The sequence below is a fragment of the Pseudoxanthobacter sp. genome (assembly GCF_036822375.1).
In the GTDB taxonomy this organism is placed as follows: domain Bacteria; phylum Pseudomonadota; class Alphaproteobacteria; order Rhizobiales; family Segnochrobactraceae; genus Pseudoxanthobacter.
The window spans coordinates 1-1,776 of record NZ_DAISHT010000233.1; the positions used below are offsets into that span (position 1 = coordinate 1).

The window sequence follows — 1,776 nt, forward strand, 5'->3', positions numbered from 1 at the left end:
TCCGGCGCAGCCCTTTCCGCCGGCCCTGCGACCGCGACCCCGGCCGCCGTCGTCCCGGCTCCCGGACCGGCGGTCTTCAGGTCCGCCATCGCAGGCCCGGGCACAGCCGGCACAGGAGTGGCGGCGCGGGCGGCGGGCTTCAGCGGCACCGGAGCCGCCGGCGCACGGGCCGGCGCGCGGGCGGCGGCAGCGGAGGGCGGCAGGCGGAGCGGACGCAACGCAACCGGCTGCTCCTGCGCGCCGTCCAGCCCCCAGAAGGCCGCGATCTGCACGCTGGACGCCACACCGGCATCGATCAGAAACGGTCCCGGCTCGCCGCCGCCCTCGTCGCGGAGGCGGCTGTCGACGGGCGTGCCGTGGCCCAGACCGGCGAGACGATGATCTTCAACCACCACGCGGCCGCGGCTGTCGCTCCACCGGCGCCGGGTATCGGCGCCGAGGCGCACGATCGCCGGCGCACTGTCGGCCACGCCATGCAGAGCGGTCCACTGCTTGATGCTCTCATCGGCATTGGCCGGCACCACCACGGCATCGGCCGTGCCGTGCCACAGCGACACGCGCGGCCAGCCGGACGGTGTGGCGGGAACGCCGCCGCCGGCCGCAGCCGCCTCCTGCGCCCGCGCGGCCCAGTCCGCCGCCGTGCGGTGGCGACCCTCGAACATGGCATGCAGCGCATCGCGCACGTTGGCCGCCGCCCCGAACGGCACGCCCGCCACCAGCGCCGCACCGGCGAACAGGCCGGGATAGGTCGTCACCAGCGCCGCGGCCATCGCCGCCCCGGCCGAGAGCCCGGTGATGAACACCCGCCGCCGGTCGAGCTGATAGTGCGTCAGCATCCAAAGCACCATCTGGCGGATGGAAGCCGCCTCGCCGCGCTCGCCCTGCATATCGGCAGGGCTGAACCAGTTGAAGCAGCCCTTGGGGTTGTTGAGGCGCTTCTGCTCGGGCGCGAGCACGGCGAAGCCCAGCCGGCCGGCCAGCGCCACCCAGCCGGCACCGGCCGCATAGGCCGGCCCGCCCTGCCCGCAGCCGTGCAGCACCACCACCAGCGGCGCACCGGGCGGCAGGGCATCGGGCACGAAGGCCCACAATCTCAGATGGCCGGGGTTGGTACCGAAGCCGATGATGCGCTGAAAACCGTCGTCCGCCGGACGGATCGCGGCGGCCGGTTCGGCAAAGACCTGCGTCATCAGGCTCTCCCAGTGCCGCCGGCCTGCGGCGAGTTCGTTCAGCGTTGCAGCAAGACTGGCCATGATCGCTTCGGTCTCCAATGCCCCCCATTTGCGCCGGCGACAGCCCTGCCGGCGTGTTGCGAAGATGGATGTTGCGCCGCACAAATCAAGTTTGCAATGCCGCAAGCCGGATGTGCACCCGCCGCATGGAGCGCCGGACGGCACAGGATTTGCCGCACACGACAGGTCAGAAATCCTGAGCCGGCGCACAAAAACGAAAAAATGCAGATTGTCCTTGCAATCGCCGGCGGGCTGTCCTATCTTCTGTTCAACCGAGCCAGACATGAGAGGGCCCGGTTGAGGGACGGACGGATGTACTCCGATCTCCCGCGTCTTCACTGGCAACCGGCCGCAGCGTATCGGATTGATACGGTCCGGAAAGCGGAGTCAGGCAGTCTGGTTCGAGCCCCGGAATTTTCCCGCCTCTGACGGCAGGATGTTCCGGCGGCCTCTGATAAAGGCCCATGCGGCAGGGTGCACACAACACCCGGCGAGAGCCTGAAAAGAGAAAGGCGCCTCCTTCCGGGGCGCCTTATTTTTTTGT

The 1,776-nt window shown here is 70.2% G+C and carries 1 protein-coding gene; it reads right to left on the reverse strand.

Annotated elements, in window-relative coordinates; translation table 11 throughout:
- Positions 1–1,253, reverse strand: a 1,253-nt coding sequence (locus tag V7067_RS15400; protein ID WP_334176788.1) for a PHB depolymerase family esterase, incomplete at its 3' end; no start/stop codon positions are given.
- Positions 1,254–1,776: the final 523 nt, after the last annotated feature.